The organism is Solimonas fluminis, from assembly GCF_002930645.1.
GTDB lineage: Bacteria > Pseudomonadota > Gammaproteobacteria > Nevskiales > Nevskiaceae > Solimonas_A > Solimonas_A fluminis.
Window position 1 is genome coordinate 207,415 of the sequence record NZ_PSNW01000007.1, and the last position, 24,170, is coordinate 231,584.

Here is a 24,170-nt window from a genome sequence, read left to right on the forward strand (position 1 = left end):
TTGAGCCCCTGGGCGTATTCGGCTTACCTCGGCATGACATCGAGTCCTGCCTCAGCCGGGCCAGACAGTCCATGGCGGCCCGTTCGGAGGGAAAAAAGTCCACCGGACTGCTTGCTTGTCCGCCTCACCCAGCCGTCTGCCCGCCGTCCACCGGAAACGCGACGCCGGTGACCTTGCCCGCCTCGTCCGAGGCCAGGAAGGCCACGGCCGCCGCCACCTCCGTCGGATCCAGCAGCGCGCCGCCGTCCATCTTGGAGGCATTGCGCATCAGCAGCGCCACGTCCACGCCCTCGGGGAAGCCGCCGGCCAGCATCGGCGTGGCCACGCCCGTGGGACAGACCGCATTGACGCGCACGCCGGCCGCGGCGAACTCCACCGCCAGCGACTTCGTCAGCGAGATGACCCCGGCCTTGGAGGCGCTGTAGGCGGTGCCATAGGGCAGGCCGACCATGCCGCCGGCCGAAGCCATGTTGACGATGTTGCCGCGGCGCGGGAGCAGATGCGGCATCGCCGCTCGGCAGAGATGGAACACCGCGCTGAGATTGATCGCGATCACGCGGTCCCAGCGCGCCTCGTCGAACTGCGCCAGGGGCGCCCAGTCGAGCACGCCGGCGATGTTGCACAGCAGGTCCAGCGGACCCGCCTCGGCGGCTTGGGCCACCAATGCGCGGCAGGACGCCGGATCGGCGGCGTCGAAGGCCAGGCAACGCGCCGGGCCGGGCAACTCGGCGGCAAGCTTGCGCAGGCCCTCGAGGTTGACGTCCGCCAGGATCAGCGAGGCCCCCTCCGCCGCAAGCCGCAACGCGGTGGCGCGGCCGATGCCGGAGGCGGCGCCGGTGACCAGCGCGGTCTTGCACTGGAAGCGCATCAGGTCTTCTCCTGCGGCACCGGCAGCAGCAGGTGCCGGCTGAGGTCACCCATCAGTTCCGTCTGCATGCGCCGCTCGGCAAAGTGCCAGCCGGAGCCGTCGCGGGCAAAGCGGTCCTGGTAGCGCCCGGCGATGATCGCCTGCAGCGGGAAATCCTCCAGCGCCTGGAACACGGTGAAGCGCAGCCTGGCGCTGGCGCCCCGGCCGTCCGCGTCGACGTCGATCACCGGGTTGCCCATCAGGTGCTGCGTGCGCGGCGTGCCGCAGGCGTAGCGGCGCGTGTAGCTCTCGTACATCGCCTGCACCGCCGCCGCACCTTCCACGGCATGGCCGCCGGCCAGGATGCGGCCGCGGGCGAACAGTTCGCCGACGCCGGCGAAGTCGCCGGCGTCGATCAGGTCGGCATAACGGTACAGCAGGCGCTCGATGGCGCGATGGTCGTCCAAGGTCTCTCCTCCCTGTCGCGCCAACGCTACCGCGTTCCAGGCGCCCAAAAAAGAAGGCCCGGCGCCGTGCGAGCGCCGGACCGAACCCCACGATGGGCCGTCCATCCCGGACATGGAATGAGACACTATGCCTGTAGTGTCTCAATGTCAATACACGATGTTGCTCGTGTCTCATGGCCGGCCTATGCTGTGCCCATGACTCCCGCCCACCCCAAGCCGGCGCAGATCGCGCCGATCCCCGCACTGCAGCGCAGCGGCGCCGCGCCGGCGACGCCGGCGGACATGTTGCGCATGGCCCGCAAGATCTACCTGGCCGGCGAAAAGCTCGACATGAACCAGCTGGCCCTGCAGCTGGGCATCGCCCGCGCCACGCTGTATCGCTGGATCGGCGACCGCGACCGCCTGCTGGTGGACGTGATCTGGTCGCTGACCCGGCAAACGCTGGACCGCGCCGCCGCCAATGCCCGGGGCACGGGGGCCGCGCGCCTGGAGGCCATCTTCGGCGAGCAGGTCGAGGTCATCGCCACGGCCGCGCCGCTGCGCAGTTTCCTCGAGCATGAGGGCCAGGCCGGCTACCGGCTGGTGACCCATCCCGACGGCGTGCATGGCCGCCTGGTGCAGGCCGACATCGCCCTGATCCGCGAGGAGATCGAGGCCGGCCGCTACCGCCCGCCCACCGACCTGGAGACGCTGGTGGAGGCGATGGTCAGCGTCGGCGAGCACTTCCTCTATTCAGGCCTGATCGGCGGCTTCCATCCGCAGCCGGCCAAGGCGCGCCGCGCCATCGGCCTGCTGCTGCGCGAAAACCCGCCGGAAGCGCCGCGCGCCGCCGCCCGCAGGCGCCGGCCCGGCTGAAGCCCCCCGCCGGAGGGGTGTGCAGCTTCCCTCCGCCCCCCTAGGCTGTTCGCACCTCACCCGGGGCTCGGCTACCGTGTCGCCCTGGATCACCGGTTGCCGCCATGCGCCCGCGCCTGCCCTTTGCGCTGTTCAACTACCAGGCCTACCCGCCGCCCCTGGCCACCGAGATGCTGGCCCTGGGCTGGAACAGCCTGCGTCCCTGGCTGTCGCCGCTGGCGGTGCTGGTCGTGGTCGGACTTTGCTGGCGCCAGAACGACCGCGCCTTCCTGGTGGGCTGGTTCGCGGTCAGCGCCGTCAACGGCGCGGTGGGCATCGTGCTGCGGCGCCACTACCAGGCGATCCGCGTGCACGAGCTGTCGCTGGCGGCGCTGCGCCTGGGTGAATGGGTCGCGCTGTTCCACGGCGGCGTGATGCTCGGTGCCATCTGGGGCGCACTGGGCTTCCTGCTGGTGCCGGCGCCCGCCGGGCACAACCTGATGATCGTGATGATCTACATGGGCGTCAGCGTCTCGGCCTCCTCGATGGCCTCCTTCGGCCTGGCGCATGTCTGCTCGGCCTCGCTGGTGTCGCTGGTCCTGCTGCTGCCGCCGCTGCGCCACACCTTCGCCGACAACTGGATCCAGCTGGCGATCATGTTCCTGTTCTTCCACGCCACCATCATCCAGGCCGTGGTGCTGCGCCACCGCGGCAACGCCCGCACCCTGATGCTGGAGAAGGACAAGGACCGCCTGATCGAGGAGCAGCGTGCCGCCGTGGAAAGCGCGCAGCGCGCCAACCGCGAGAAGTCCGCCTTCCTCGCCGCGGCCAGCCACGACCTGCGCCAGCCGCTGCATGCGCTGATGCTGACCAGCCATACCCTGCGCCTGCGCGTTTCGGGCGCCGAGAACCGCGAGCTGGTGGACCGCGTGCTGGAAGCCGGACAGGCGCTGTCGGAACAGTTCAACAGCCTGATGGACCTGTCGAAGCTGGAAGGCGGGGCCTACCGCCTCAACCGCCAGCCGGCGCCGCTGCAGGGACTGCTGGCTCGTGCCGTCGCGGCGCATCGCCAGACCGCCGGCTACAAGCAGATCGAACTGCGCCTGCGCATCGACCGCCGCCTGCGGCAACGCGCGCTCGACACCGATCCGGTCCTGCTCGGCCGCGTGCTGCACAACCTGCTCGACAACGCCATCAAGTTCTCCGCGCCGGGCGGCGCCGTGCTGCTGTCGCTGCGCCGGTGCGCCGGCGGGATTGAACTGGCCGTGCAGGACCAGGGCATCGGCATCGCCGCCGACCAGCTCACCGAGGTCTTCAAGCCCTACGTGCAGCTGCACAATCCCACCCGCGACCGCAGCCAGGGCATCGGCCTGGGCCTGAGCATCGTGCAGGAAGCCACCCAGCTGCTGGGCGGCCGGCTGCGCCTGCGCTCGCAGCCCGGACGAGGCAGCCGCTTCGCCCTGATCTTCCCCGCGGCGGCGCTGACGGCGGCACCGGAACCTGCACCGGCCCCGGGCGCCCTCGCCGATGCGGTGCCGCTGCAGCGGCTGCGCGACCGTCACCTGCTGCTGGTGGAGGACGACCCGATGGCGGCGGTGGCGCTGACCACCTGGGCCGGCGAATGGGGCCTGCGCATCAGCCACCGCAGCGACCCCTCCCAGGTCGAATCCGCACTGGCTCCCGACCTGATCCTCTGCGACGTGCGCCTGCCCGGCGACCGCGATGGCATCGACTGGCTGACCGACTGGCTGGCGCAGTGGCCGGATGCGCGCGGCCTGCTGGTATCCGGCGAGCTGGCGCCGGAAACGCATCAGCGCGCCGAGCAGGAAGGCCTGCTGCTGCTGACCAAGCCGGTTTCGCCGGAGTTGCTGCTGCGCACCCTGGCGGGCCTGGCGCCGTGAACGGCGCCCCCACCACGGAGGGGTACTCGGCGGCGGCCCCGGCAGGTCTAATGGCCTGGCCTTCCCGCTCCAGGCTTTCGCATCCATGGCCGATGGCTCCCATTCCGCTGGCTACACCCGCACCGAGGCCGCCGAGCTGCGCGCCGCGTTCGAGCAGGTGCGGGAGCGGCTGCCGGCGCTGTTCCGCGGCTTCTGGCACCACGGCGAGATTCCGCCGGGCATGCCGGCGCTGTTCCGCATCTATGCCGAGGATGGCACGCCGGTCCTGCAGCTGGAGCGCATCGACCTCGGCCGCTATCGCAGCGTCGGCCTGGCACGCGGACAGCGCATCGTCTACGCCAACTGCTGCCTGTCCATCGACACCGCGATGCAGGCCGCGGGCCTGCTGTAATCTCCCCGCATGCAACTGCTGATCGTCGACGATCACCCCATGACCTGCGCCGGCCTGCGCAGCCTGCTGCAGGTCTGCTACCCGCAGGCCCGCATCGACACACGGCATCAGCTCGACGCGGAAGCTTCGGCCGGGCGCTGGGACTACCTGTTCCTCGACATGCACCTGCCGGGGCTGCGCTTCGAGGACGCGCTGGAACGCCTCGCGCCGCGCCTGTCGCGCGTGATCCTGATCTCTGCCGCCCCGGAGCCGGAGGCGGTGGATCTGGCGCGCCGCCGCGGCGTCTGCGGCCTGCTGCTGAAGAACGCCGACATCGATCACCTGCTGGACGGTTTCCGCCGGATCCAGGCCGGCGAGAAGGTCTTTGTCGATGCCGAGGAGATGATCGGGCTGCGCGCCCCGCCGCAGGAGACGCTGACCGAGCGCCAGCGGCACATCTACGAGGCGCTGCTCGGCGGCTTCTCCAACAAGCAGATCGCCCGCACGCTCGGCATCAGCGAATACACGGTGAAGGAACACGTCACCGCGATCCTGACGGTCTTCGGCGTGCGCAACCGGCTGGAACTGGTACTGCGCCAGCAGAAGCCGCCGGTGGTATAGCGGCTGCTGGCCCAGTCGCCCGCAAGCGGGCTCCCCGGACCGATCCGGGGCGCCATCCGTGGCCACCCGCGAAGACGAAAAATCTCCTCCGGAGATTTATTCGTCTTCGCCCATCCCCAGTTCCTTGATCTTGCGGGAGAGCGTGTTGCGGCCCCAGCCCAGGCGGCGCGCCGCTTCCTGGCGCTGGCCGCGGGTGGCGTTCAGTGCCGCCTCGATCATCACGCGCTCGAACATCGGCGTGGCTTCGCCCAGCAGGTCGTCCTTGCCGGCCTGCAGCGCGGCATTCGCCCACTGGCGCAGCTCTTCGTCCCAGGGCGCCGCGGCGACGCCGGCGGACGGAGCGGCTGGCGGCGGCGCGAAGGCCGGTGCGGCGGGCGCGGGAGCCGGCATCGCCTGAGGCGGCGCGACCGGCGGCGGCGCGGCGGCAGCGACCGCCGGCGCCGGGCCCGCGGCGTAGCTCGCCGGACGCACCTCGGGCGGCAGGTCCTGCAGGTGGATATCCTGGCCGGGCGCCATCACCGTCAGCCAGCGGCAGATGTTCTCGAGCTGGCGCACGTTGCCCGGCCACTCGAAGGCCTTCAGGCGCTCGATCACCTCCGGACGCAGGCGCTTGGGCTCGGTCTTCAGCTCCTCGGCCGCGCGGCCCAGGAAGTGGCGCGCGAGCTGCGGCACGTCCTCGGGGCGCTCGCGCAGGGCCGGGATGCGCACCCGGATCACGTTGAGGCGATGATAGAGGTCCTCGCGGAAACGGCCGTCCTTCACCAGGGACTCGAGCGCCTGGTGGGTCGCGGCCACCACGCGCACGTCGACCCGGATCGGGGCCACGCCGCCGACGCGGTAGAACTCGCCGTTCTGCAGCACGCGCAGCAGGCGGGTCTGCAGGTCGGCCGGCATGTCGCCGATCTCGTCCAGGAACAGCGTGCCGCCGTCGGCCTGCTCGAAGCGGCCCTTGCGCTGCGTGGCGGCACCGGTGAAGGAGCCGCGCTCGTGCCCGAAGAACTCGGACTCCAGCAGGTCCTTGGGGATCGCCGCGGTATTGATCGCGATGAAGGGCTTGGCGGCGCGCGGGCTGTTGACGTGCAGCGCGCGGGCGACCAGCTCCTTGCCGGTGCCGGACTCGCCGGTGACCAGCACGGTGATGTTGGACTGGCTCAGGCGCCCGATGGCGCGGAACACGTCCTGCATCGCCGGCGCCTCGCCGATGATGTCGGCGCTGGATTCGATGCCTGCCGGTTCCACGGGGGCATCCTGCTTGCGCGCGGCGCGGCGCACCAGCGAGGCCACGCCGTCGACGTCGAAGGGCTTGGGCAGGTATTCGAAGGCCCCGCCCTTGTAGCTGGCGACAGCGGCGTCGAGGTCGGAATGGGCGGTCATGATGATGACCGGGAGTTCCGGCTTGGAGTGGTGCACCCGCTGCATCAGTTCCAGTCCGTTGACACCGGGCATGCGGATGTCGGAGATCAGCACGTCCGGGGTGTCGTCGTTGAGCGCGTCCAGCAGCTCCGCGGCGCCCGGATAGCTTTCCACGCGCATGCCTTCGCGCGCCAGGGAGCGTTCCAGAACCCAGCGGATCGACTCGTCGTCGTCCACCACCCAGACGCGCAGCGCTTGGCTCATGGCGCGGCTCCGCGGGAGAGCGGTTGGCGGCGGCCGGTCGATCCTTCGTCCAGCGGGGCCCAGGGGGAAGGGGCGTTCATGTCGATTCCAGGGGTAGGTACAGGGAGAACACGGTGCAGCCCGGTCGACTCCTGCATTCGACCAGGCCGCCGTGCGCATGAATCAAATACTGAGCAATCGGCAGGCCAAGTCCGGTGCCGTCCGCGCGGGTGGTGACCATCGGATAGAAAATCTTCTCCAGCATCGCCGGCGGAATGCCCGGGCCGTCGTCCTCGATGTCGATCTGGACGACCAGCTTGTGGCGCACGGCGGCGATGGTGAACTGGCGGCGGGTGCGCGAGCGCAGCGTCACGGTGCCTTCGCCGCCGATCGCCTGCATGGCGTTGCGGACGATGTTCAGCACCGACTGGATCATCTGCTCGCGGTCGGCGCTGATCTCCGGGATGCTGGGGTCGTAGTCGCGCAGGAAAGCGACGTCGCCGGAGGACTCGGCCTGCACCAGCTGGCGCACGTGCTCCAGCACCTCGTGGATGTTGAGCCAGTTCTTCTGCGGGGCGCGGTTGGGGCCCAGCATGCGGTTGACCAGGTTCTGCAGGCGGTCCGCCTCGCGGATGATCACGCGGGTGTATTCGCGGTGCTCGGAATCCGGGAACTCGCGCTCCAGCAGCTGGGCCGCGCCGCGGATGCCGCCCAGGGGGTTCTTGATCTCGTGGGCCATGCCGCGGATCAGTTCGCGGCTGGCCTGGTGCTGCGCCAGCAGCAGCTCGTCGCGCGAGATGCGCAGGTGCCGGTCCAGCGCCAGCACCTCCATCAGCAGGCCCGGCTTGCGGCCCAGGATGAAGGGGGTGACGGTGCAGTCCACGGTGACGGCCTCGTCGCCGATGCGCTGCAGCCGCAGCTCGCGCTCGATGAACCCGGTGGCGTTGTCCAGCGACCGGCGCAGCCTCAGCTCATGCGGCGCCAGGTGCGGGATGGCCTCGGCCAGCGGTGCACCAATAGCGTGCTTGCGGGAAATGCCGAACAGGTTTTCACAGGCCGAGTTCAGGGAGGTGACGCACAGCTGCTCATCCAGGCCGATGACCGCGGTCGTCAGACCGTCCAGCACGTCCTCCGGGCGGACCGATGAGCTGCGGGGAATGAATTTCATGCGCGGGACACAGCAAGAGTCGCGCCAAAAGGCAGCAGCCCCAGACTAGCGCAGTCCGGGGCGGTTTGCACCGTTTTAGTGCATCAACGTGGTGCAGGGCGGGGCGGAGCGGGCGTCACGCGCTTGATCGTGGGCTGGCGCAGGTAGACGGTCACCGGGGCGGAGCGGGCCACTTCGTTGCCGTCCGGGTCCTGCAGGCCCACCGAGATGCTGTGCTGGCCCCGGTCGATGCCGCTCAGGGTGGTGCTGGCGCTGGCCGTGGGCTCGCCGCTGGGGCTGCCGTCCACGTAATAGGCCAGGGTGTAGCCCTCCGGCATCTCCGGCGAGACCTTGACCGATACGGCCAGGTTGCCGCTGGCGTCGCGGTTGGTCTGGTCCGGAACCGGCGAGACGATGCTGACCGTGAAATCGCCGCCGCCGGCGGCCCTGCCCTTGTCCGCCGGCGGCGCGGAGGCGTCGTTGCCGCCGGCGCCGCTCGCGGCGGCCCCCTCGGACTCCGGCGGCGCCAGGGGCTTGTAGGTGTGCAGCGGAGGCAGGGTGACCGGCTTGGCCCCCTTGCCGGGCGCCTTGTCGGTGTAGTGGATCACACCTTTTTCGTCCGTGTACTTGTAGACCTGCGCCGCCAGCGGCAGCGGCAGGGCCAGGACGATCAGCAGGGCCAGTTCGCGCATGGCCCGAGGGTAGCGCCGCCGCCCCCGGCGGTCTACTTCCCCAGCTGCCGCAGCAGCGCCTCGCTGGCCGCGTCGGCCGGGTAGAAGCTTTCCACGCGCAGTTCGTCGGTGGTGATGTCCTGCGGCGTGCCGAAGGTGGTGAGCATGGAGAACAGCTTCAGGCTGACCGGGCCGACGCGGAAATCGGTGGGCAGCACCGGCAGGGCCAGCGGATGCACCTCCTGCACGCGCCAGCGCGCCGGGATGCCCGGATAGGACAGCACCTCGTCCAGCACCGCCTGCACCTCGGGATGCTCCAGCGCCTCGCGGGCGGTGCGCGCCAGCAGCGGCGCCGCCACCTCGGCGAAGTTGGCGATGTACGGCTGCAGGCCCTGCGGGTGGAAGGTCAGCTTCAGCACGTTGCGCGGGCCGTCGCCGCAGACGCGGGCGTAGATCTCGTCGAGGTTGCCGAGCAGGCCGAACACGCGGGTCACCGCGTCGTTGGCCATGAACAGGTTCCAGGCGCGGTCCACCACCACGGCCGGATAGGGTTCGTGGTGCTTCAGCAGGCGCTCCAGCGCCTGCCGCACCGGCCCCATGTCGCCGGTCTCGAGCCGGCGCTGCGGGAACAGGCCGGCATAGCCCGCCGACTGCAGCAGGCGGTTGCGCTCGCGCAGCGGCAGGTCCAGGGCCTGTGCCAGCTGCAGCACCATCTCGCGGCTGGGCTTGGCCCGGCCGGATTCCAGGAAGCTCAGGTGGCGCTGCGAGACCTCGGCCTCCACGGCCAGGTCGAGCTGCGACAGGCGGCGCCCGCGGCGGCAGTCGCGCAGCAGGTTGGGAAAGGCGACGACATCGGCGAGATCTCCAGCCATGAGCGGTTTCCGGCGGCCGCGCGGGGCGCGGACGCTCTTGCCTCCTGCAGTGTTGGGTTCATGGGCAGTTTCCGTCGCCCACGGCGGTCATTCAATTACCTCGGAAGTAATGCACAGGCCTCAGGGCTGGGCCGGGGACCAGCGCTGGACCCCGCTGTCTCCCACCGTGAGCAGGTCCCCGCGCCAGGCCAGCAGGTGGCTGAAGGCGCCGAGTTCGTGCCCGGCTCCGGCCGGGCCCGCCCCGGCGCGGCGCCAGTGCTGCGGCTCGATCCGGCCGCTGGGGCCCACCACTTCCAGGAAGCCGTTGAGTCCCGCCAGGCCCACGCCGCCGCCCGGGATCGCGGCCAGCCCGAAGACCGACTGCTGGCTGCCGGTGTCCAGGCGCTGCCAGGCCCCGGCCGCGACGTCGTCGCTGCGGAAGACATTGCCGCGCAGGCCGGCGACCACGGCACCCGAGGCACCCGAGGCCAGCACCGCGAACAGCGAGCTCTCGTAGGGCGAGGCCAGGCGCTCCCAGCTGGCGCCGGCGTCGCGCGACAGGGCCATCATGCCCTCCTCGCCCACCACCAGCAGCGAGCCGTCGCCCAGGCGCGTCAGGGCGTTGAAATGCAGGCCCTCCTCGGTGATCGGCAGCTCCAGCCGGGTCCAGTGGGCCCCGCCGTCGCGGGTTTCCAGCATCAGGCCGTAGGCCCCCACGGCCAGGCCGTGCTGGGCGTCCAGGAACAGCACGTCCAGCAGCGCCAGGTTCAGTTCCGGCTGGAAGTTCTGCAGCTTCCAGCTGCGGCCGCCGTCGGCGCTGTGCAGGATGCTGGCGTCGTGGCCCACCGCCCAGCCGTGCTGGGCGTCGGTGAAGAACACCGAGGTCAGCAGCGCGTCCACCGGCGCCGGCACCTGCGTCCAGGCGCTGCCGTCCTCGGAGCGCAGGATATGCCCGCGCCCGCCGACCGCCACCAGGCCGCGGCCGGCCGGCACGATGCGCGTCAGCAGGCTGTGCGCCGACATCGGCGCGATCTCGGCGGCGCGCGGCTTGGGAGCCTCCGCGGCGAAGGCCGGCTGGCCGGCCGCCAGCGCGGTGGCCAGCACGAGGGTGAAGGGGATCGGACGAAGCATGGTCGTTCCTCTAGAACTGGTACTTGACGAAAAAGCCGAGGTTGTCGCGATCGGCGTACAGGTTGTTCTTGCCGCCGCCGAAGAAGGTGTTGTAGGCGATGGTGAAGGCCATCGACTTCTCGTAGCGGGTCTCCAGCAGGAAGTTCAGCGACTTGCGGCCCTCGACGAAGTTGCCGGCGGGGCCCGGCGAGTTGCCGTCGATGTCCTGCTGCCAGATGAACAGCGGCTGCACGCTGATGCCCGGCAGCACCGACTCGTAGCTGATGCGGCCGACCACGCGGTAGCCCCAGGAGAAGTCGTCGGCGAAGGCGCTGCGCGGCGCCTGGAAAGGGTTGAAGCGCAGGCCGTCGGGGCCGATCGAGCAGGACGGGTTGGTCGAGCAGGCCAGGCGCGAGCCGTCGGCACCGCTGCCGTTGGCGCCGGCGCTGGCGTGCGTGGTCGCGGTCATCGGGCCTTCGATCTGCAGGCGATCGAAGTCCGGCATGTTCAGCACGTGCGTGGCGGCCAGCTCATAGAGCAGGATCACCTGGTCCGCGCCGATCCAGTTCTCCGAGGCGCCGAGCACCTGCGTGGCGCCAATGTTGTACTGCGCCACCTTGCCCGGGATCCAGCCCTTGATGTAGCTGTTGGGCGCGTTCTCGCCGACCACGCCGCCGCGGTAGGGAATGATGAAGTTGGGGAAGGAGCGGGCCGAGCCCGGCGCCGCGCCGACGATCAGGTTGACCGCGTCCGGGTAGGGGTTGTTGCCGTTGGCGTCGACGAAGTTGTTCTGGTCGTAGACGACATACTGGCCGGCCTCGTTGAAGCCGATGCCGGCACTGGCGCCGGCGCAGCCCAGCGACTCGTCGTGGCAGCGCGTCAGCGTCGGACCGAAGGAGGCGAAGGCCAGGTCGATCAGCGCCACCTGCAGGGGCACGTTGGGACGGTAGGACACCTCGCCCTGGAAGGACAGGTCGCCGGCCGTGGTGGTGAAGCTGAAGCCGTACATCTTCAGGTCCTCCGGGTACTCGATCCGCAGCTTGGCGGTATCCAGCGGCACGGCGTCGCTCTGCGGGCCGGAGCGCGGGATCAGCAGGCTGGTCAGGCCGCCGAGCGCGGTGCCCAGGTCCAGGCCCAGGCCGATCTCGCCGAGGATGCCCGGACGCTGCAGCGCCAGCGCGGTGATGTCGCCGAGGATCTGGGTGGAGGCCATCGGCTGCGCCACCGGCAGGTTCGGGCAGGCGTTGAGGAATTCCAGCGTGTTGGTGGCATCGATGCCCATCGAGTTGCCTTCGCGGCGGGCGCAGCTGGCATCGGTGGAATAGAAGCTGACGTAGGGCAGCTTCGAGTGGTAGTTCATGAAGTACAGGCCCAGCTCGGTGCCGTCGTTGAGCCAGTCGGCGTAGTACTTCAGCGACACGCCGTACTGTCCCTGGTCGCTGGCCTCCTTGTCCTTGAGGCGGTCGATGGTCAGCGTGGTCGGCGTGATCAGCGCCAGCGGGCTGTTGAGCTGGAAGCCGACATGGTCGGGGTCGTCGGCGGAACCGCCGAAGGCCGCGTTGACCGAATCGCGAAGGTTGTCGGTGCCGATGTCGACGAAGGACATGTAGCTGCCGGGCGTCGGGATCTCGATCGGCTGCCACTCGAACTGGTAGTAGCCCTCGATGCTGACGCCGCCGGCGATCTCGGTGCTGGCACGGATCATGCCGACTGGCACGAACAGTTCCTCCAGCAGGCCGAAGCCGAGGCGGTAGAGGCTGTTGGCGTTGACCGGCTGCGCCTGGTTGACGCTGTTGATGACGGCCACCGTGCTCTGTCCCCAGTTCACGGTCTGGCGCCCGACGCGGAAGATCAGCTCCCGTTCGCCGTCGAGGTAGGGCACGACGCCGTAGAAGTTGGCGTCGAGCAGGTCGTAGCGCATGCCGATCTCGCGTGCCTCGTCCTCGTCGCGCTCCGAGCGCACGTAGGCGCCGGGACCGTAGCTGCGCGCGAAGTAGCGGTTGCCCACGCCGGCATCGCCGGTGATGCCGACCTGCTGGTAGTTCTCCGCGGTGATCTTGTTGGGATAGGTCTCCTTGAAGCCGCGGTAGTTGATGTCGTCGTAGATGCCCATGCCGCGGAAGAAGAAGCCGTAGTTGCCGAACTTGATGTTCAGGTCCTGGGACAGCTTGAGCGGCGCCTGGGTGATGTCGCCCTTGTCGTAGTTCAGGTTGCCGTCGTCGAAGTTCATCGACGCCATGCCGGGCGCGTCGGCCAGGTGTTGCGCCGGGTAGCTCTGCGCGCGGTGCACGCCCTGGCAGGACTGGAAGGCGCCGCTGCAGACGTCCGGGTTCAGGTTGGACTTTCCGACCAGATCGTCGGAGCGTTCCTCGATGCGCCAGGACGCGCCCAGCGTGACGGTATTGTTGAGCACCGCACTGAAGGCGGTGTCGCCGATGTTGAAGTTGAACTCGGCAGCCTGCGCCGCCACGGACGCGAGGCCGCAGGCGGACAGCAGCGCCGCCCTCGGAAGGATTCGGATGGGCATCTTCGTGATCTCCTGCACGGACGCTTCTTTATGTAAGGGGGAAGAAGAGGGGCGGCGGCGGACCGCCGCCCCCTGGATCGCTTACTTGGACGTGCGCTTCTGCACCGTCTCGGCCTCGAAGGTGCTGTCGGTGAACGACACCGTCGCGTCGTAGGGCTGGTCTTCGTTGATCATCGCGGTGACGAAGTAGCGGCCGGAGTTGAGGTGATAGATCACCTCCGGCTGGGTCGTCGCCGCCAGGATGTTGAAGTACGGCACCAGGTGGCCTTCCTGGAACTGCATCAGCTTGCCCTGCTGGTCGTAGTCGTCGATGGCCACGATGTTCCAGCTGTCCTCATCCAGGTAGATGCGGCGCTTCTTGAAGGTGTGGCGCTGGTCCGGCTTGTTGTCGGCCTCGACCACCCAGACGCGGTGCAGCTCGTAGCGCGGCAGGTCCTGGTTGATGTGGTTGGGACGCGCGATGTCGGCGTACTTGGTCTTGTTGCCGGCGATGCGGTAGGCGTTGTACGGGATGTACATCTCGCGCTTGCCCACCAGCTTCCAGGTGAAGCGCTCGAGCACGCCGTTGTACATGTCCACCTGGTCGTAGAACTGGTGGCCGTCGGTACCTTCATACGGGTTGTCGCAGCAGACCGCGGGCGCGCGGCGGATGCGCTTGAGCACCGGCGCGTAGAGCCAGGCGGCGCGGCCTTCCGTGCCGAAGCCGGCCTTCTCGTGCACCAGGATGAAGGTGCCGGCGATGCGCGGCGGCGAGATCGTCTCCGACAGGTAGCGCAGGAAATCCACGCCCGGCTTCAGCTCCGGCGGGTTCGCGTTGCCGACGTTGGCGTAGTAGAACTTCACGTCCTCGACGATCTTGGTCAGCGTGAACTTGCCGTCCTGCTGCACGATCATCTGGTTGTTGTAGCGGCGCAGCGCGTCGCCGCGCCACTTCACGCGGTGGTTCCAGATCGGCTCGGCGCCGGAACGCGGGATCGGGAACGGGAAGCCGACGTAGGCGCCCTTGGGGTTGTCCACGCCTTCCAGTTCGGCGCGGGTGGCGTTCTTGACCGTTTCCGCCAGCACCTTCTCCGGGAAGTTCACCTTGCGGTGGCTGGGATAGACGTTGAGCTTGTAGCTGGCCGGGAAGCGCTTCAGCAACTCCTTGTGGCCCTCGGTCAGCTTGTCGGCGTACTTCGCCTGGTTCTTGGCGTCGATCGTGAACAGCGGCTTCTCGCCTTCGATCGACGGGTCGGAGGGGAACTGCCCCTTCAGCGCGCCGGACTGCTTGGCGGGCGTCCATTCGGGAATGGTGCCGTCCTTGTTGCCGGCGCGTTCGGCGCCCACCGGCGTCAGCTCCTTGCCGAGCTTGGCGGCCTCCTCGGCGGACACCTTGGCCAGCGCCGCCGAGGGCAGCACGGCCGCCAGCGCCACGATGGCGAGCATTCGCATCTTCATCTCGATTTCTCCTCTGTCACGTCAGTAAAGAAGGGGGGAACAACTCAGGTCACCTGGGAGCCGGCTGCCGCCGACGGCGCCGCATCGGCGGCGGCTGCGGCGGCAGGGCGCAGCAGGAACGCGGCGAAGGCCGGCAGCAGCACGACGGCGGCCACGGCATTGGCGACGAACATCATGGTCAGCAGGATTCCCATGTCGACCTGGAACTGCAGGCCCGAGAACAGCCAGGTGCAGACCGTGGCCGCCAGGGTCAGCGCGGTGAAGATCACCGCCTTGCCGGTCTGGTGCAGGGTGTTCTCGTAGGCCTGGCGCAGCGCCATGCGCTTCTGCAGCACGTTCTCCTCGAGCACGCTGTAGATGTAGATGCCGTAGTCCACGCCGATGCCGGCGGCGAAGGCCGCCACCGCCAGGTTGGAGATCTTGATGCCGATCTCCAGGTAGACCATCACCGCGTAGGACGCCACGTGCACCAGCGCCAGCGGCACCAGCACGCAGACCAGGCCGGCGATGCTGCGGAACGAAGCCAGCACGCAGATGCCGATGCCCACGAACAGCCACAGCAGCACCGAGAACTCGGTGTCCTTGATGACGTCGTTGGCCGCGGCCATCACGCCGACGTTGCCGGTGGCCAGGCGGAACTTCACCGGCGCGTCCTCCGGCAGCTCGGAGACGAACTGGTTGACCGCCGCCACGATGGTGTCGATGGTCTCGGCCTTGTGGTCGCGGGTGAAGACCAGCACCGGCATGGCGCTGCAGTCCTCGTTGAGCAGGCCGGTGGAGCTCGGGAAGGGCTGCACGGTGATGACCAGCGCCCCGCTCTCGCGTGGCAGCGTGTTGAACTTGGGGTTCGACTCGCTGTAGCTGTTGAACACCTTCTGCTGCAGCTTGGGCAGCGACAGCGTGGACTGCACGCCCGGGGTGTTCTCCATGCGCCAGGCGAAGCGGTCCATCAGCGAGACGATGGAATGGTCGATGCAGCCGTCGGTCTTGCCTTCCGCCACGACCTTGAGCACGTCCACGCCGATCGAGAAGTCGCGCACCACGGCGGCGGAGTCGAGGTTGTAGCGCGAGTCCGGGCGCAGTTCCGGCACGCCGGCATGCAGCTCGCCGATCTTCAGGTCGCGCGCCACCCATTCGCCCCAGCCCCACAGCAGGGCGGCGGCCACCAGCACCGCCGCGGCCACCGGCTTGGCCGTCAACCCCGACAGCATCCGCCAGATCGGCGCGAACTGCCGGTCGCGCGCCTGCTGGTGCGCGCGGAACTTCACCGGGTCCTTCACCGTGGCGAAGGTCAGCAGGCAGGGCAGCAGCATCTTCTTGCACAGCACGATCGCCAGCAGGCCGAGCATGGCGTTGATCGCCATCTCGCGGATGATGTCGATGGGGATCAGCAGGATGGTGCCGAAGCCGATGAAATTGGTCGCCAGCGCCGACAGGCCGGGAATGACCAGGCGGCGGTAGGTGGCGACGGCGGCTTCCAGCGGCGGCAGGCCGTTGTCGGCCACCTCGTTGAGCCAGAAGCTGGTGATCTGGATGCCGTGCGAGGTGCTGATGGCCAGCACGATGAAGGGCATCAGGACCGCGAACGGGTCCAGCGCCAGGCCCACCATGTGCAGCAGGCCCAGTTCCCAGATCACCGCGAGCACGCCGCAGGCCAGCGGCAGCAGCGCGACCTTGGGCGATCCGCAGTAGCGCCACAGCAGCAGCCAGACCAGCAGCACGGTCAGGCCGAAGAAGCTGAACACCTCGACGGCGCTGTCGGCGATGTCGCCCACGGCCTTGGTGAAGCCGATGATGTGGACCTCGACGTCCGGGTTGTAGTCCGGGTTGGCCTGCTCCCGCACCTCGACCTGCCAGCCGCGGAAGCTGCGCACCGCGCCGGTCTCGTCGGGCGCCGCGTCGAACTTCCGCAGCGCGAACAGCAGGCCGCGCGGATCGTGGTAGACGCTGCGCAGCACCGCGCCGGCCTTCAGCGGCGGCGCATCCTGCTTCAGGACGTAGTCGTAGCGCTGGGCGCTGGTGAAGCGGCCGCGCACCTCCTCGAGGCGATGGGCGGTATCGATGTAGTCGAGCTTGACGCCGGTGACGGGGTCGCGCTCCAGCAGCTCGGAGAACACCATGGCGCCGCCATGGTCGTTGGCGATCAGGCGCCCGACGATGCCGGCCTTGTCGATGTTGGCGCGGACGCGCTGCAGCGACTCCGGCGTCGGCTGGAAGTCAGCCGGCACGACGTTGCCGCCGGCGAAGCCGCCCTCCACCACCTCCAGGTAGCGCACGTCCGGCGTGAAGATGGAGCTGACGCGCGCGCGGTCCATGCCCGGCGTGAAGTACACCGCGTCGGTCAGCGCGCGCAGCGTGCGCATGAAGGAGGCATTGTAGATGTCGCCTTCTTTCTGGCGCAGCGCCACCAGCGTGACGTTGGCACCGCCGAATTCCTTCTGGTACTGCTTGTAGACCCCGATGTAGGGATGGCCCAGCGGCAGCTGCTTGTCGAAGCCGGTCTCGACGCGCAGGTGGGTCGCCTGCCAGCCGAGGAAGACGGTGATGATCGCCAGGACCGCCAGCGTCAGGCGGCGGCGGCTGAAGATCAGCGGCTCCGTCAGGCGAACGAAGGCCTGCGCAAATGCGCTACGTGAATCGTGCATGGATGAACCTCGATGGTGTCTTGGGGCGGCGGCAAGGCCGCCCGGGCGGACTCAGACCGGCGCGAAATCCGGCTTGTCGCGGACGGCGCAGTGCGGACAGCTCCAGTCCGCCGGCAGCCGCGCCCAGGGCGTACCCGGCGGGAAGCCCTCGGGCGGATACCCGAGCCTTTCGTCGTAGATGAACTGGCAGTTGGGGCACTGGTGCCGGGCTGCCGCGGTCACCGCTCCCTGCGGGCCGGCGGCAGTGCCGGCCAGCGGCGGGCCGCGGTCACGGTCGGCCGCGGAGCGGCCCATCCAGCGCGCCAGCAGCTGCCAGCGGCGCGAGGGCTGCAGGTTGGCGCGCGTCAGGTCGCCGCCGTGGTGGGCCACCACGCGCGGGTCCATCAGGCGGAACCACAGCGGCGGGAAGTAGGCCACCAGCACCATCGCGGCATAGCCCGAAGGCAGCTGCGGGCTGTCGTCGAAATGGCGCAGGCCCTGGTAGCGCCGCGTGGGATTGGCGTGATGGTCGGAGTGCCGCTGCAGCTGGTAGAGCAGCAGGTTGGTGACGACGTGGTTGCTGTTCCAGGAATGGCGCGGCTGGCAGCGCTCGGGGCGGCCGTTGGCGTCCTTGAGCCGCAGCAGGCCGTAGTGCTCCAGGTAGTTCACCACTTCCAGCAGCGAAGCGCCGTAGAAGGCCTGCACCAGCAGGAACAGCAGCGCCGGCCAGCCCAGCCACAGCGTCAGCGCGCCGAACAGCAGCACGGTCATGGCCCAAGCCTGCAGGTTCTCGTTGCCGGCGGACCAGGCGCCCTTGCCGTTGCGCGCCAGGCGCGCGGCCTCGATGCCCCAGGCCGAGCGCAGGCTGCCGGTCATCGTGCGCGGCAGGAAGGCCCAGAAGCTCTCGCCCATGCGCGAGCTGGCGGGGTCCTCCGGCGTGGCGACGTTCTTGTGGTGGCCCTTGTTGTGCTCGATGCAGAAATGGCCATAGGCCACCGGCGCCAGCGTGATCTTGGCCAGCCAGCGCTCCAGGGCGTTGGTCTTGTGCCCCAGTTCGTGCGCGGTGTTGATGCCGACCCCGTTGGTCATGCCGACGGTGATCACCAGGCCGGCCAGTTCCCAGGCGGACAGGCCGCCATTCACGGCCAGCCAGGCCCCGAGGATCGTCGCGGCGTACTGGCTGGGGATGTAGGCATAGACGATGCGGCGGTAATAGGCGTCGCGGTCCAGCGCGGCGACGGCGGATTCCGGCGCGTTGACCTCGTCCTCGCCGACCAGCCAGTCCATCAAGGGAATCAGGCCGTAGAACACCAACGGCATCAGCCACAGCAGCAGGCCATTGCCGCCCAGGATCACTCCCAGTACCGACACGGCACCCAGCAGGGGCAGCGCCGGGCTCAGCAGCCACCACCAGCGCTTGCCGTCGCGCCATGCGGCGGCCTCTCCCCTCGTCGCTTCCAGCGTATTCATTTTTATGACTTCCTCCAGACGGCGTGCATGCTGCGCCTTGCCTACCCACCCGTTCTTGTCTTTTTGCGCCATGTTGTTGTCATAATGAGACAGGACTTTCGGTGGGAGCCCCATGGCCAAGCAGGAACTGAGGGTGCCGGCGCGCTACTACATGCGCCTGCAGGAAGTGCTGGGGCGCCAGGGCATCGACGTGCGCGACCTGCTGCGCGAGCTGTCGCTGCCGGTGGCCGCCCTGGAACAGCCGGATGCCACGCTGTACTTCTCGCAGGTGGAACAGATCATCGCGCGCGCGGTGCAGGCCAGCGGCCGCAGCGATCTCGGTTTCGAACTGGGCAAGCTGCTGACGGTGAGCTCCCACAGCATCGTCGGCTTCGGCATGGTCAACAGCCCGACGGTGGAGCACGCGATGCATTTCGTCGCGCGCTATTTCCGCCTGGTGCTGCCGAGCTTCCGCATGCGCTACGCCAGCGGGCCCGACCACGGCGAGCTGCTGTTCACGCCGACCGTGGCCATGGGACACCAGTGCCTGTCCTTCCACATCGAGACGATCGCGATGGCGGCGCTGCGCGACGTGCACGACATGGTCGGCAGCCGCATTCCCTGCCGCCTGTACCTGTCGATCGCCGAGCCGCCGCACCTGCAGCGCTATACCGAGATACGCGACCTGCTCTGCACCTTCGGCACCGATCGCGGGCCCAGCGTGCGCCTGCTGTTCAACGTCGACTTCCGCCGCTACCCCATCGCGATGGCGGACGCCAATGCCCTGAAGGTGGCGGAGGAGCGCTGCCGGGAACTGGTGCAGCAGGTCACCGACGTGCGCCAGTTCGCCGACTGGGTGGCAATGACCCTGAGGGAGGTCGGCGACGGCGTGCCCTCGCTGGCCGAGCTCGCCAGCACCCTCAACCTGTCGACGCGCACTCTCAACCGCTACCTGGAGCGCGAGGGCACCAGCTACCGCGAACTGGCCGGCCGCATCCAGCATGAACTGGCCTGCGAGCGCCTGGCGGCCGGCGTGCTCAGCATCACCGAGATCGCCTATTCGCTGGGCTTTCGCGACACGGCCAACTTCACCCGCGCCTTCCGCAGCCGCGCCGGCTGCAGCCCGCGCGACTATCGCCTGCGGCTGGCCAGCAAGGCGGAGTCATTACCTGGGCGGTAATTGAGACGCCGCGACGGCGGCGGGATGCTGCAGCCTCCAACCCAAGGAGACTGCGATGAACCTCAACACCTTGCTGCTGCTCGTCCTCTTCGCCGCCTTCGGCGCGCTGAGCCTGGTGGCCATCGCCGAGCACGGTTATGTCGGCATCTTCATCCACCTGTTCCAGAACACCGCCGGCTGGCAGGCGCTGGCCGACCTCGGCATCGCCTGCCTGCTGATCATGGTCTGGATGGTGGGTGACGCCCGCCGCAGCGGCCGCAACGCCTGGCCTTACCTGCTGCTGACCGCCGCCGCCGGCTCCTTCGGCCCGCTGCTGTACCTGCTGGTGGGCCAGTTCAGCGGCGCCAAGGCCCGGCATGCGCTGGCCTGAGGCCCTGCTGGGCTTCAGCCTGGTCGCGGCCGGAGTGCTGCATCTCCTGCCGCTGGCCGGGCTGCTGTCCGCCGCCCGGCTCGAGGCGCTCTACGGCATCCCGGTGCGTGAGCCCTCGCTGGAACTGCTGCTGCGACACCGCGCCCTGCTGTTCGGCCTGCTCGGCGCGCTGCTGATCGCCGGGGCCTTGCGCAGCGAACTGCGGGCTGCCGCCATCATCGCCGCACTGGTCAGCATGGGCGGCTTCCTGTTGCTGGCCGCGCAGTCCGCCGAGCTGGCGGCGCCGCTGCGCCGCGTGGCGCTGGCCGACCTGATCGCTACACTGCTGCTGCTCATCGCCCTGGGCCTGCGCGCCTGGGTACCGACCGGAGGTTCCTCTTGATCCAGGCCACGTCGCTGTCCCTGCGCTGCGCCGACGGCATCAGCCTGTCGGCCCGCGAATACGCCGGCGGCGACGCCGGCACCGTCGTGATCTCTGCGGCGCTGGGCGTCCCCCAGAAGTTCTATGCGGCCTACGCCGGCTGGCTCGCCGGCCAGGGCTACCACGTCATCACCTGCGACAACCGCGGCTTCGGCGACTCGGCCGCGGCACTGCGCGGCGGCGCCGTCGATCTCGCCGACTGGGGCCGCCAGGATCTGGAGGCGCTGCTGCAGCGCGCACGTTCGCTCAACCCGCGCCATTTCCTCGTCGGCCACAGCATCGGCTGCCAGATTGCCGGTCTGGCGTCTGCCAGCGCAGGACTCACCGGCGCCGTGTTCGTCGCCGGCACCGCGCCCCATCTGCGCCACTACCCCTGGAGCCAGCGTCCCGCGCTGGCCCTGCTGTGGTACGGCCTGGTGCCGGGGTTCACCCGCGGCCGCGATACGGTGGCGCCATCGAGGCTCGGCCTCGGCAAGGGTCCCGCGCTGCCGGTGGGCGCCGCCGCCGGCTGGGCTCGCTGGGCGCGCTCGCACGATTACCTGTTCTCGCCGCAGCATGGCCTGGACCTGTCCGGCTACGCCCGGGTCCGGGCACCGATCCTGGCCTGGAACTTTCCCGACGATCCCTATGCGCCGCGCGCCGCCGTGGAGGCCTTGCTGCGCCGCTACGCGCAGGCGCGCATCGAGCGACGCGGCGACGAGTTCACGCGCGGCGTGGGGCACTTCGGCTACTTCCGCGAGGCGCATCGCGACACGCTGTGGCGCCGCAGCGCCGACTGGCTGGCGCAGCGGACGCAGACCGCCGGAGAACGCATCCGTGCCTGACACCGACGCGCTGTACCGCTCCCTGCCGGTGCGCGAGCTGGCGCTCGGCGATGCGAGCCTGCCCTACCGCTGCCATGGCAGCGGCCCCGACCTGCTGCTGGTGCACGGCTTTCCGCTGTCCGGCTACACCTGGCGCCACGTGCTGCCGGGACTCGCGCAAAGACACCGCTGCCATCTCGTCGACCTGGCCGGCCTCGGCGGCTCGCGCTGGGACGAAGGGACCGACTTCAGCTTCGAGGGCCACGCCCGCCGCCTGAAGGCGCTGGTGGACCAGCTCGGCCTGCCGCGCTACGACCTGCTCGCCCAGGACACGGGCGCCACCGTCACGCGCTGCCTCGCTCTGATGGATCCGCCGCGCGCGCGGCGCCAGGTGATGATCAACACCGAGATTCCCGGACACCGTCCGCCGTGGATCGTGGAGTACCAGGCCCTGATGCGCCTGCCCTTCACGCCGGCGCTGTTCCGGCTGCTGCTGAAATCGCGGAGCTTCCTGCGCTCCGGCATGGCCTTCGGCGGCTGCTTCGGCAACCTGGACCTGATCGACGGCGACTTCCACCGCGAGTTCGTGCAGCCCTGCATCGACCGACGGCGCCGCATGGAAGGCCTGCGCGACTACCTGACCGGCGCCAACTGGCCCACGGTGGATGCCTTCGCCACGCGCCACGCCGAGTTCCGCGAGCCGGTGCTGCTGCTCTGGGGCGAGGACGATCCCACCTTCCCGCTGCGGCGCGCGAAAGCGATGCTGCCGCAGTTCCGCGACGCGCGGATGGTGACGATCGCGGATGCGAAGCTGCTGCCGCAGGAAGAGAAGCCGGCCGAGGTGGCGAAGGCGGTACTGGAGTTCCTGGCGGCCTGAGCCGGCAACTCGCGCATGGCGCGTGGGAATCCGGCGGCAACGGCGATGACGGGCCGCCGATTCGGGCGCTGAAGCTCCGCCTGGACCGCATCGGAAACCTGCGGCGGTTCATCGGCGCGGGGCCGTCGCCAGCCCGATCCAGCGCATCGGGGTCGCCAACGGCGTAGCCGCCCCCGTGCGCGCATCGCGTGGGGGGCCTGGTGCGCGGGCCCGGCACGTCCTTCATGCGGATCACGGCGCGCGCCCGCTTCTTCCGGACCCGGATGGCGCGGATCGTGTCCATGGCCCCGGCCTTGCCGCCGGGCCGAGGCCGCGCCATGCGCCCGCGCCGGGGGCGCATGGGTTCGTGCTTTTCCCCTGGGGAAGCCTGCAGGGAGGAACTGCAGCCCCATTTTGTTGACAATGTTAAGTTAATGCTGTCAACTTAATGTATGGCCAGAAAGAAATTCCCGGACGAGGTGCGCGCGCGCAAGCGTGACGAAATCCTCGATGTCGCCATGACGGTATTCGAGACCGATGGCCTGGACGCATTGAGCTTTCGGCGCCTGGCCGACGGCATGGACCTGAGCCACTCCGCGCCGTATCGCTACTTCGCCAGCAAGGAGGCGCTGGTCAACGCGCTGCGCGCCCGCGCCTACCGCTGGATCGAGCGCGAGATGCTGGATGCCATCGCCGGCATCCGCGATCCGGAACAGCAGCTGGAAGCCTTGGCGGCCGCGTACATCCGCTCCGGCCTGGCGCGGCCGCATCGCTACGCGCTGATGTTCTTCAACCTCAATGATGCCGCCACGCTGCGCGACTTTCCGGAGCTGGAAGCCGCCAAGCGCGATGCGCTGGACGTGTGCACGCGGGTGATTGCGGCCGGACAGCAGCATGGTGATTTTCCCAGGACCATCGACCCGCTCACCGCCGCGCACCTGTTCTGGATGGGCGCGCATGGCCTGGTGTCGCTGCAGGTGGCCGGGCAGTTCGTGATGGGTCGCGAGGTGCAGCAGCTGGCGCCCGCGCTGATCCAGACGCTGCGCACGGGCATGGACCATTTCAAACCGACCGCCAGGCCTAGGCCCATGAGCAAGGCAGCGGGAGCAAAGGAGAGATCTCGTGGCTGAGAGCGAACCATCCGCCGGGCACCGCAGCAAGATCGTGCCGCTGCCCAGGCGCGTTCCCTTCCAGTTCCCGGACGATGTGCAGCCGCGCTGGAAGGCGTCCGACCCGGAATTCTGCGCCATGGTCAACGGCGCTTCGCTGAGCATGCCGTATCTGGAGCCGTTCCTGATCCGCACCGTACGCGAGGCCAGTGCCGGCATCGACGACGCGTTCCTGCAGGCGTCCGCAAGCGCCTTCAATCAGCAGGAGCAGCAGCACTTCCAGACGCATCGCCGCTTCAATGAGCTGCTCAAGGCCAAGGGCTACGCCGAGCTGGCCCGCATCGAGCAGGACATGCAGGCCTACTACACGCGCATGGCCCGCAAAAGCCTGCGCACGCGCATGGCCTACACCGCCGGTTTCGAAGCCATGACCCTGGGGGTGACGCGCTGGCTGGTGGAAAACCGCGTGCGCCTGTTCGGTGGCGGCGATACGCGGGTGGCGTCCTTCATCCTGTGGCATTTCGTCGAGGAGTCGGAGCACAAATGTGTGGCGCACGACATCTATGGGGCAGCCTTCGGCTCCGGCCCCGGCGCCTATTTCGCGCGCATGCTGGGGGTGTTTCACGGCTCGCTGAGCGTGATGCGGTTTTCCATGCGCGGCTACAAGGCGATCCTGCAGAAGGATGGCCTTTGGCGCAGCCTGCGCTCGCGCCTGCGCCTGGCCGCGCACCTGGGTTCCTTCGTGCGCACCGTGGCGCCGTATCTGCTGCGCGCCACGCTGCCGGGCCACCATCCGCGCCGCGAGCCCGATCCACAATGGGTGCAGGACTGGATCGCCGGCTATGCCGCGAATCCGCGCGACACCGCGCCGCTGCTCGATACCACGCATCCGCTGATGCCGGTCCCGTTCCAACCCTTGCCGTCACCACCGCGCGCGGCAACGACCGTGCATCGTTTGTAACAGCCACTTTCGGGGAGT

22 protein-coding genes are annotated in these 24,170 nt (G+C 69.3%); 11 read left to right on the forward strand and 11 right to left on the reverse strand.

Annotated elements, in window-relative coordinates; all coding sequences use genetic code 11:
- Positions 1-124 precede the first annotated feature (124 nt).
- Positions 125-868: an SDR family NAD(P)-dependent oxidoreductase gene (locus tag C3942_RS14155; RefSeq protein ID WP_104231002.1), complete on the reverse strand. Its 744-nt coding sequence runs from the start codon at positions 866-868 to the stop codon at positions 125-127.
- On the reverse strand, positions 868-1,314 hold the full coding sequence (locus C3942_RS14160; RefSeq protein WP_207766095.1) for a nuclear transport factor 2 family protein: 447 nt from the start codon (positions 1,312-1,314) through the stop codon (positions 868-870). The genes C3942_RS14155 and C3942_RS14160 overlap by 1 nt, the downstream gene beginning before the upstream one ends.
- Positions 1,315-1,509: 195 nt before the next feature.
- Here C3942_RS14160 and C3942_RS14165 point away from each other — a divergent pair, with 195 nt between their 5' ends.
- The 4 genes from C3942_RS14165 to C3942_RS14180 all read left to right on the forward strand — a co-directional run bounded on the left by C3942_RS14165 (position 1,510) and on the right by C3942_RS14180 (position 5,040).
- Positions 1,510-2,169: a QsdR family transcriptional regulator gene (locus C3942_RS14165; RefSeq protein ID WP_104231004.1), complete on the forward strand. Its 660-nt coding sequence runs from the start codon at positions 1,510-1,512 to the stop codon at positions 2,167-2,169.
- Between the two features lie 104 nt (positions 2,170-2,273).
- Positions 2,274-4,049: an ATP-binding response regulator gene (locus C3942_RS14170; RefSeq protein WP_104231005.1), complete on the forward strand. Its 1,776-nt coding sequence runs from the start codon at positions 2,274-2,276 to the stop codon at positions 4,047-4,049.
- A gap of 85 nt (positions 4,050-4,134) precedes the next feature.
- Positions 4,135-4,440: a hypothetical protein gene (locus tag C3942_RS14175; RefSeq protein WP_104231006.1), complete on the forward strand. Its 306-nt coding sequence runs from the start codon at positions 4,135-4,137 to the stop codon at positions 4,438-4,440.
- Positions 4,441-4,449: 9 nt separating this feature from the next.
- Positions 4,450-5,040 (forward strand): LuxR C-terminal-related transcriptional regulator, encoded by a 591-nt coding sequence (locus C3942_RS14180; protein WP_104231007.1) that lies wholly within the window; start codon positions 4,450-4,452, stop codon positions 5,038-5,040.
- A 96-nt stretch (positions 5,041-5,136) separates the two neighbouring features.
- On the opposite strand, the gene ntrC is transcribed toward C3942_RS14180, so the two are convergent.
- The 9 genes from ntrC to C3942_RS22975 form a co-directional block, all read right to left on the reverse strand.
- Positions 5,137-6,657, reverse strand: a complete 1,521-nt coding sequence (gene ntrC / locus C3942_RS14185; RefSeq protein ID WP_104231008.1) for a nitrogen regulation protein NR(I) — start codon at positions 6,655-6,657, stop codon at positions 5,137-5,139.
- A 76-nt stretch (positions 6,658-6,733) separates the two neighbouring features.
- Entirely contained in the window at positions 6,734-7,804 is a 1,071-nt protein-coding gene (gene glnL, locus C3942_RS14190) for a nitrogen regulation protein NR(II) (protein ID WP_104231009.1), read from the reverse strand.
- Positions 7,805-7,887: 83 nt separating this feature from the next.
- Complete coding sequence (locus tag C3942_RS14195) at positions 7,888-8,475, reverse strand: DUF4124 domain-containing protein (RefSeq protein WP_104231010.1); 588 nt, start codon at positions 8,473-8,475, stop codon at positions 7,888-7,890.
- Positions 8,476-8,507: 32 nt separating this feature from the next.
- The gene (locus C3942_RS14200; protein ID WP_104231011.1) at positions 8,508-9,326 is read right to left on the reverse strand and encodes a helix-turn-helix domain-containing protein; all 819 of its coding nucleotides are present in this window, start codon (positions 9,324-9,326) and stop codon (positions 8,508-8,510) included.
- A 120-nt stretch (positions 9,327-9,446) separates the two neighbouring features.
- A complete protein-coding gene (locus C3942_RS14205; protein ID WP_104231012.1) occupies positions 9,447-10,436 on the reverse strand; it encodes a WD40/YVTN/BNR-like repeat-containing protein in 990 nt (329 codons plus the stop codon).
- Between the two features lie 10 nt (positions 10,437-10,446).
- Positions 10,447-12,942, reverse strand: coding sequence for a DUF1302 family protein (locus C3942_RS14210; protein ID WP_104231057.1), 2,496 nt, complete (start codon positions 12,940-12,942; stop codon positions 10,447-10,449).
- Between the two features lie 81 nt (positions 12,943-13,023).
- On the reverse strand, positions 13,024-14,379 hold the full coding sequence (locus tag C3942_RS14215; RefSeq protein ID WP_104231013.1) for a DUF1329 domain-containing protein: 1,356 nt from the start codon (positions 14,377-14,379) through the stop codon (positions 13,024-13,026).
- A 44-nt stretch (positions 14,380-14,423) separates the two neighbouring features.
- Positions 14,424-17,024: an efflux RND transporter permease subunit gene (locus tag C3942_RS14220; protein WP_104231014.1), complete on the reverse strand. Its 2,601-nt coding sequence runs from the start codon at positions 17,022-17,024 to the stop codon at positions 14,424-14,426.
- A 51-nt stretch (positions 17,025-17,075) separates the two neighbouring features.
- Positions 17,076-18,473: a fatty acid desaturase gene (locus C3942_RS22975; protein ID WP_104231015.1), complete on the reverse strand. Its 1,398-nt coding sequence runs from the start codon at positions 18,471-18,473 to the stop codon at positions 17,076-17,078.
- 112 nt (positions 18,474-18,585) lie between these two features.
- Here C3942_RS22975 and C3942_RS14230 point away from each other — a divergent pair, with 112 nt between their 5' ends.
- The 7 genes from C3942_RS14230 to C3942_RS14260 all read left to right on the forward strand — a co-directional run bounded on the left by C3942_RS14230 (position 18,586) and on the right by C3942_RS14260 (position 24,152).
- The gene (locus tag C3942_RS14230) at positions 18,586-19,632 is read left to right on the forward strand and encodes an AraC family transcriptional regulator (RefSeq protein ID WP_104231016.1); all 1,047 of its coding nucleotides are present in this window, start codon (positions 18,586-18,588) and stop codon (positions 19,630-19,632) included.
- 55 nt (positions 19,633-19,687) lie between these two features.
- Positions 19,688-20,002, forward strand: coding sequence for a DUF2834 domain-containing protein (locus tag C3942_RS14235; protein WP_104231017.1), 315 nt, complete (start codon positions 19,688-19,690; stop codon positions 20,000-20,002).
- Positions 19,989-20,384, forward strand: a complete 396-nt coding sequence (locus C3942_RS14240) for a phosphopantetheine adenylyltransferase (RefSeq protein WP_104231018.1) — start codon at positions 19,989-19,991, stop codon at positions 20,382-20,384. The genes C3942_RS14235 and C3942_RS14240 overlap by 14 nt, the downstream gene beginning before the upstream one ends.
- A complete protein-coding gene (locus tag C3942_RS14245; protein WP_104231019.1) occupies positions 20,381-21,247 on the forward strand; it encodes an alpha/beta hydrolase family protein in 867 nt (288 codons plus the stop codon). Before C3942_RS14240 ends, C3942_RS14245 begins: the two co-directional genes overlap by 4 nt.
- Entirely contained in the window at positions 21,240-22,103 is an 864-nt protein-coding gene (locus C3942_RS14250) for an alpha/beta fold hydrolase (RefSeq protein WP_165797456.1), read from the forward strand. Before C3942_RS14245 ends, C3942_RS14250 begins: the two co-directional genes overlap by 8 nt.
- Positions 22,104-22,534: 431 nt before the next feature.
- Positions 22,535-23,212 carry a TetR/AcrR family transcriptional regulator gene (locus C3942_RS14255; protein ID WP_104231021.1) on the forward strand — a complete coding sequence of 226 codons (678 nt, stop codon included), beginning with the start codon at positions 22,535-22,537 and terminating at the stop codon, positions 23,210-23,212.
- Positions 23,205-24,152, forward strand: a complete 948-nt coding sequence (locus C3942_RS14260; RefSeq protein WP_104231022.1) for a metal-dependent hydrolase — start codon at positions 23,205-23,207, stop codon at positions 24,150-24,152. Before C3942_RS14255 ends, C3942_RS14260 begins: the two co-directional genes overlap by 8 nt.
- Positions 24,153-24,170: the final 18 nt, after the last annotated feature.